Origin of the sequence: Catenulispora pinisilvae, assembly GCF_015356865.1 — a bacterium.
GTDB classification, from domain to species: domain Bacteria; phylum Actinomycetota; class Actinomycetes; order Streptomycetales; family Catenulisporaceae; genus Catenulispora; species Catenulispora pinisilvae.
Window position 1 is genome coordinate 1 of the sequence record NZ_JAAFZA010000379.1, and the last position, 6906, is coordinate 6906.

The 6906-nt window shown below is 68.8% G+C and carries 6 protein-coding genes; 3 read left to right on the forward strand and 3 right to left on the reverse strand.

The annotated features are described in order from the left end of the window. Nucleotides 1-318: 318 nt before the first annotated feature. From IZR01_RS47090 to IZR01_RS47100, 3 genes are all read right to left on the reverse strand, one after another. Nucleotides 319-1431: an ABC transporter substrate-binding protein gene (locus IZR01_RS47090; RefSeq protein WP_194927648.1), complete on the reverse strand. Its 1113-nt coding sequence runs from the start codon at nt 1429-1431 to the stop codon at nt 319-321. Between the two features lie 88 nt (nt 1432-1519). Next, nucleotides 1520-2479, reverse strand: coding sequence for an ABC transporter permease (locus IZR01_RS47095; protein ID WP_228554968.1), 960 nt, complete (start codon nt 2477-2479; stop codon nt 1520-1522). Nucleotides 2480-2482: 3 nt separating this feature from the next. Then, nucleotides 2483-3286 (reverse strand): ABC transporter ATP-binding protein, encoded by an 804-nt coding sequence (locus tag IZR01_RS47100; protein WP_194895800.1) that lies wholly within the window; start codon nt 3284-3286, stop codon nt 2483-2485. A 231-nt stretch (nt 3287-3517) separates the two neighbouring features. Between IZR01_RS47100 and IZR01_RS47105 the strand changes: the two genes are divergently transcribed. From IZR01_RS47105 to IZR01_RS47115, 3 genes are all read left to right on the forward strand, one after another. Further along, nucleotides 3518-5173 carry an ATP-binding protein gene (locus IZR01_RS47105; protein WP_194927649.1) on the forward strand — a complete coding sequence of 552 codons (1656 nt, stop codon included), beginning with the start codon at nt 3518-3520 and terminating at the stop codon, nt 5171-5173. After that, nucleotides 5170-5961: a response regulator gene (locus IZR01_RS47110; protein ID WP_194895802.1), complete on the forward strand. Its 792-nt coding sequence runs from the start codon at nt 5170-5172 to the stop codon at nt 5959-5961. The genes IZR01_RS47105 and IZR01_RS47110 overlap by 4 nt, the downstream gene beginning before the upstream one ends. A gap of 388 nt (nt 5962-6349) precedes the next feature. Continuing rightward, nucleotides 6350-6685: an RNA polymerase-binding protein RbpA gene (locus IZR01_RS47115; protein ID WP_194895803.1), complete on the forward strand. Its 336-nt coding sequence runs from the start codon at nt 6350-6352 to the stop codon at nt 6683-6685. Nucleotides 6686-6906: the final 221 nt, after the last annotated feature.

Consider the following 6906-nt stretch of genomic DNA (forward strand, 5'->3'; position numbering starts at 1 on the left):
CACACCAGCCTCGCCACACCGCCGAACCACCCGCCGAACCACCAACACAAAACCAGCCGCCGCCTCCCGAAGAAGACGGCGGCCGCACCCGGGCCGAGGGGGGGTGGCGCCCGGGCGGCGGGTCATCCGTGCCGGATCACCGGTACCGGATAACCCGAGCCAGATCACCCGAGCCGCATCACCCGAGCCAGATCACCGGCACCGCATCACCCATGCCAAGTCACCCGCACCAAGTCACCCGCACCAAGTCACCCATGCCAAGTCACCCGCACCAAGTCACCCATGCCAAGTCACCCGCACCAAATCACCCGCACCAAATCACCCACTAGCACCCGCCGGCGTAGTAGTCATCGCAGACCCCTCCAACTGGTTCGCCTTAACCGCATAGCTGTTGGTGAAAGTAGCGCCCAAGTTGATCGAATCGTCCGCGTTCCCGATCAGCTTCTCAGTCGTCAGCACCACCTTGGGACCGCCGGCCGGCATGATGCCGTCCGGCAGGAACTGGTCCTTGTCCATCGTCAGGGCCGTGATGTAGTCGGCCTTGGTGATGATCGCGTTGTTGGTGTAGGTCGCGGGCAGGGCGTTGGCGATGTCCGTCGCGGAGTGGGTGTTGATCCAGTGCATCGTCTCCACGAGGGCGTCCACCACGTCCTGGACGGCCTCCTGGTGCTGGTTGGCCCAGTCGGTGCGGACCAGGACTCCGGCGGCGGGCCAGGCGCCGCCCAGGGCCTTGGTGGCGCCGGCGGTGGTGGCCAGGTCGATGGCTGAGTAGCCGACGTTCTCCTTCTCGATGGCGGTGACGGTTGGCTGGGTGGTCATGACGCAGGCGATGGAGCCGTTCTTCAGGGCCGCTATCGCGGTGGAGCCGTCGCCGACGCCGCTGCGGCTGAACTTGGTTTTGGGGACGCCGGACTGGGCCGCCAGTAGTTGGGTCAGGGTGTCGGTGCCTGAGCCGAGGTCGGTGACGCCCATCGTCTTGCCCGTGAAGTCGGCGCCGCTGTGGACGTTGCTCTTGTTGCTGCACATCTCGCGCTCGCCGGGGGCGCCGGACAGTTGCACTACGTCCTCCACGCTCTTGTGCTTCATCTGGAAGTCGATCGCGTGGTTGTACCAGGCGCCGGCCATGTCCACCTGGCCGGAGACCATGGCGTCCTCGGCGCCGACGCCGCCGTCCTGTTCGGTGCTCAGGGAGACGTCGACGTTGTACTTCTTGTAGAAGCCGAGTTGGTCGGCCAGCTTGTAGGGCAGGTAGATCTGTTTGTCGATGCCGCCGACCATAAGCGTGACGTGCTGGGTGGTCTTCGAGGCGCCGGCGCCGGAGCCGGAGGAGGCTGAGGTGCCGGAGCTCTTCGAAGAGGAGCAGGCGCTCAGGGCGGTCAGGCTCAGCGCGCCGGCGGCGGCCACGATCAATGTCTTCTTCGTGGAGAACACGGGGGATCGCCTTTCTGGTGGGGGTGAGGGGAGGGGGACAGGCGGATCAGACCGGGACGGTCAGAGCAGGACGGTCAGAGCAGGACGGTCAGACCAGGACGGCCTCGGACTGGACCTTCGGCCGCCAGGCCATCAGCCGGCGCTCGACGCGCTCGATGACGAACTCGACGATCAGTACCAGGGCGGCGATCACGAACATGTTCGCGAACACCCCGTAGGGGTCGAAGTTGCCCTGGGCGGACTTGATCAGCAGGCCGAGTCCCTGCTGCGCACCCAGCACCTCGCCCACGACGGCACCGACGATGGCGAAGCCGAAGGCGCTGTGCAGGGAGGCCAGGATCCAGGTCATCGCCGAGGGCATGATCACGTGCCGGATCACGTGCCAGCGGCTGGCGCCCAGGACCTTGGCGTTGTTCAGGACGTTGCGGTCCACTTCGCGCACGCCCTGGAAGGCGTTGAAGAACACGATGAAGAACACCAGGACCGCGGCCAGCAGCACCTTGGGCGTCAGCCCGATGCCGAAGGCGACGATGAAGATCGAGCCGAGCACGATGCGCGGGATCGCGTTGACCACCTTGATGAACGGGTCCAGCACCTCGGCCAGGAACCGGTTCAGGCCCAGCGCGACGCCCATCACGATGCCGACGCCGGTGCCGATCAGGAACCCGTACAGCGCCTCCTGCATCGTGGTCTTGATCTGGTCCGGGTAGGAGCCGAACTCGGTGCCGTTCTGGAAGTAGTCCCACAGCCGGTTCCAGATGCCGGAGGGCTGCGCGTAGAAGAACTTGTCGACCCAGCCCATCGCGGTGAACAGCTGCCAGCCGCCGATGATGATCACCGCGATCGCCAGCCGGGCGCCCCAGACCTTCAGCTTGCGGCGGCGGAAGGCCACGGATGCCTGGTGGGTGCGCTCGTCCATGGACTGCTGGCCGGACGCGATCCGGTCGTGAAGGGCCTTCTGCGCGCCGCCGAGCCGACCGGCGGACTGGGATGCCTGCTCCAGACCGCTCAACATGCCGTTCGAGCTGCCGTCGTTGGTGGAATGCATGTCTCAGACTCCTGCCGTGCGGGCGTAGGCGCGCTCGACCTCGTCGCGCAGCGTGGCCCAGATCTCGTGGTGCAGTTCCAGGAAGCGGCTGCCGAACCGGATCTCCTGCACGGAGCCGCGCGGCCGCGGGATGTCGATGTCGAAGACCTGCTTCACCGCGCCGGGCGAGGAGGTCATGACGACCACCCGGTCGGCCAGCGCGATGGCCTCCTCCAGGTCGTGCGTGATGAACAGCACCGAGGGCCGCGAGCCCTCCCACAGCTGCATCAGCTCGTTCGACATGATCGCCTTGGTCTGGACGTCCAGGGCGCCGAACGGCTCGTCCATCAGCAGCACCCGCGGTTCGGTGATCCACGCCGCGGCCATCGCCACCCGCTTGCGCATGCCGCCGGACAACTGGTGCGGATAGCGGTCCTCGAACCCGGCCAGGCCGACCCGGCGGATCCAGTCCCGGGCCCGCTCGACGGCCTCCTTCTTGGCGACCTTGCGGAAGATCAGGCCCAGCGCGACGTTCTGCAACACCGTCTTCCAGGGCAGCAGCGCATCGGCCTGGAACATGAACCCGACGCCGTCGGTGATCCCGTCGACCTCCTTGCCGCCCACCCACACCGAGCCCTCGCTGGGCCGGTCCAGGCCGGAGACCAGGGACAGGGTGGTGGACTTGCCGCAGCCGGTGGGCCCGACGACGGCGCAGAACCGGCCCGGTTCGACCGCGAACGTCACGTCCCGGATCGCGGTGAACACCTCGCCCTTGGGCGTGAGGAACCGTTTGGTGACGTCCCTGATCTCGATCGCGGTGCCTGCCATGGCATCGGTCTCCCTCGCAGCTTGCTGAACGATTGCCCGGCCGGTGCCGGTGCGGCGTGGATGTGGCGTGCGCCTCATCGCCGGCGGGGTGTTGAGAAACTAAATGCGTCCGCCGGGTTACGTCGCCGTTTCGTGCGCAACCCGCGTTTGCCGCGTTACTCGCGGTTCTGCTCGTTTTGCTCGGCCGGCGGACCCTTGTTTGATCTGCGGAAACAGCACACAATCTGAAAAATGCGGCGGGTTTCCGGGCGACGGCTGAGCAGCCAGATCTTCGTCAGTCAGGTCTCGATCCTGCTGGCGGTGGTGCTGGTGGGCTTCGCGCTGTTCGCGGTCCAGGAGCGCAAGCAGGTGGACCGGCAGTACATGGACGAGGCGTTGCAGATCGCGCAGACCGTGGCCGATACGCCGGAGGTCCGGACCTGTATCGACTTTCCCTCGCCGAACTGCGACGGCACGCTTCAGGACATCGCCCACCGGCTCGAACACGACACCAAGACCGATTACGTCGTCATCGTCGACGAGAGCGGGATCCGGCACACCCACCCGGACATCGCCGAGCGTGGCAAGCCGATCGACGAGCCGCTGGTCACCAGGCCCGCCGTCCGGATCGACCACGGCGCCGTCGGGACGTCGGTGAACGGCCGGGTGCCGCTCTACGGACCGCTCGGCGACCAGGTCGGCGAGGTCTCGGTCGGCCGCAAGGTCGCCTCGGTCACCCCGATCTTCATCGGCCAGCTCCCGGTCTACGCCGCCTGGTTCGGCGCCGCCCTAGGCGTCGGCGCCCTCGCCTCCTACGCCCTGGCCCGCCGCCTCAAGCGCCGCACCTTCGGCCTCGAACTCGACGAGATCGCCAAGCTTCTGCAGGAGCGCGAGGCGGTGTTGCACGGCATCCGCGAGGGCATGATCGCCTTCGACCGGGCCGGCCGCGTCACCATGGTCAACGACGAGGCGCGGCGGCTGCTGGGGCTGCCGATGTTCGGCGGCGTCGGCGGCTTCCTGGCGGACGTGGTCCCGGCCGGGCGGTTGCAGGACCTGCTCTCCGGCGAGATCGAGGGCAAGGACCAGGTGGTGCTGACCGACGACTACTACCTGACCGTGAACCGGATGCCGGTGACGCTGGCCGGCAAGCCGCACGGCGCGGTGGTGACGCTGCGGGACCGCACCGAGCTGTCCGGGCTGCTGCGCGAGCTGGACAGCGTCACCAGCCTCACCGACGCGCTGCGGGCCCAGCAGCACGAGTTCTCCAACCGGATGCACACCGTCGCCGGGCTGCTCGAACTCGGGGAGCCCGACGAGGCGCTGCGGTATCTGACCGACCTGTCCGGGGCCGAGGCCGAGTTCGCCGAGTCGGTGCGCTCCCGGATCGCGCCGTCGGTGCTGGTCGGGCTGATCCTGGCCAAGGCCGCGGTGGCGGGGGAGCGCGGGGTGGAGCTGGAGCTGACCGAGGACACCTGGCTCGGCGACACGCCGGACAAGGTGCAGGCGCTGACCACGATCCTGGGCAACCTGGTGGACAACGCCTTCGACGCGGTGTCCGGGCCCGGCGTGGACCCGGGTGCCGTGTCTGATTCGAAATCTCGCGGCCGGGTGCTGGTCTCGATCGTGGAGGACGACGACGGGATCACCGTGCGGGTCGCCGACAACGGCCCCGGGATCCCGGTCGGGGCGGCGGAGCGGGTCTTCACCGACGGCTACACCACCAAGCCGGCAACGGGTTCGATGCGAAGGGGTCTCGGTTTGGCCCTGGTCCATCGGCTGGTGCTGCGCCTCGGGGGTAGCATCGCGGCGACCGAGGGGCCCGGCGCGGTGTTCACCGTGCGGCTGCCGAAGGCCGCCGGGGATCGGGGGACGTTGCTGAGCGCCGGAGGGGGTACGAGATCGGTATGAGCACCGCTGCTGCGGCTTCCGCCGTGCCGTCGGCTGCTGGAGCCGCTGGAGCCGCTGGAGCCGCCGGGACCGCCGCGACCGACGACGACGTGCGGGTGCTGGTCGTCGACGACGACTACCGGGTCGCGAAGATCCACGCCGCCTACGTCGACCGCACCGCCGGCTTCACGGTCTGCGGCCAGGCGCACTCCGCCGCCCAGGCCCTGGACCTGCTCGACACCCTGCGCCCCGATCTGGTGTTGATGGACGTCTACCTGCCCGACGGCGACGGGCTCGGCGTCATCCGCAAGCTGCTGGAGACCCCGGAATCGGCCGAGACCGGGCCGCATCCCGACTTCGTGGTGATCACCGCGGCCCGGGACGTGAGCACGGTGCGCACGGCGATGCAGCTCGGCGCCGTGCACTACCTGGTGAAGCCGTTCGGCTACCCGGCGATGGCCGAGAAGCTGACCTCGTATCGGGACCTGCGCCGCCGGATGGAGACATTGGACGACGCCGACGCGGACCAGGCCGACGTGGACGAGCTGTTCGGGCTGCTGCGGGGCTCCCCGGCCCTGCCCGCGCTCCCGGCCAAGGGCCACTCCGCTCCAACGCTGGAGCTGGTGCGCAACGCGGTGCGGACGGCGGCCGGGGACGTCTCGGCCTCGGAGGTGGCCGAGCGGGTGGGGATCTCCCGGCCCACGGCGCAGCGTTATCTCAGCTATCTGACTCGGCACGGCGTGGTGCGGCTCCAGCTGCGCTACGGGGCGACCGGGCGGCCGGAACATCGCTATTCGGCAACGGGCTGAGGCCGGGCCGGTTCTGCTTTCGGGCCCCCTTTCGCTCGCGGAACGTGGCCGCGGGTGTGTGCCGGGTGGCCGTCGCGTGGCCGCAAACCGTTGCGGGCGCTTCGGTTTCCACCCGTGCCGTCGTACAGTTCGTCGCACCGTCTCGCATACCGTCCCGCGCACCGTCATCGGCACGCCCGGAGGCCGGAAGCAGTCGCGCTTCGATAACGAAACCCTGACTTCCGCCCCTATTTGTCCGTTTATCGCGGCGCCAAGACGGCGATTTCCGGCTGGTCCTGCTGAATCGTGCATCAGCACATGCCTACACTGTCTGCACCGCATCTCCACGGGCGCTCGGGCACCCAAGGGGCAGCGGGGAGTGTAGGTCGGAACCAAGGGAGACCAGACAGTGGCAAGTGGAAACGCGATCCGAGGCAGCCGCGTCGGTGCGGGACCGATGGGGGAGGCCGAGCGTGGCGAGAGCGCCCCTCGGGTGTTCGTCTCTTTCTGGTGCGTGAACAAGCACGAGACCAAGCCCTCCTTCGCCAGCGACGCGCAGATCCCCGACACCTGGGACTGCCCCCGCTGCGGCTTCCCCGCGGGCCCGGACAAGGACAACCCGCCGGCGCGCTCACGCACCGAGCCCTATAAGACCCACCTGGCGTACGTGCGCGAGCGCCGCTCCGCCGAGGACGGCGACCAGATCCTGGCCGAGGCGCTGGCCAAGCTGCGCGGCCAGATCTGATCCGGCGCCCGGGGCCGCACCGCCCCGGTTGCTGAACCCTGCACGACGCCGCCCGGCCGGGCCCCACCTGGTCGCCGGGCGGTGTCGTGCTGCGCTGGGGCTGGTTGCTGGTTGCTGGTTGCTGGTTGGCTGGTCGGTCGGTCGGTCGGTCGGTCGGGTGGGTGGCGGCGGTAGGCGCGGCGGCGGTGGTTTGGTCATTTGTCGAGAGGCTTCCGCCATGT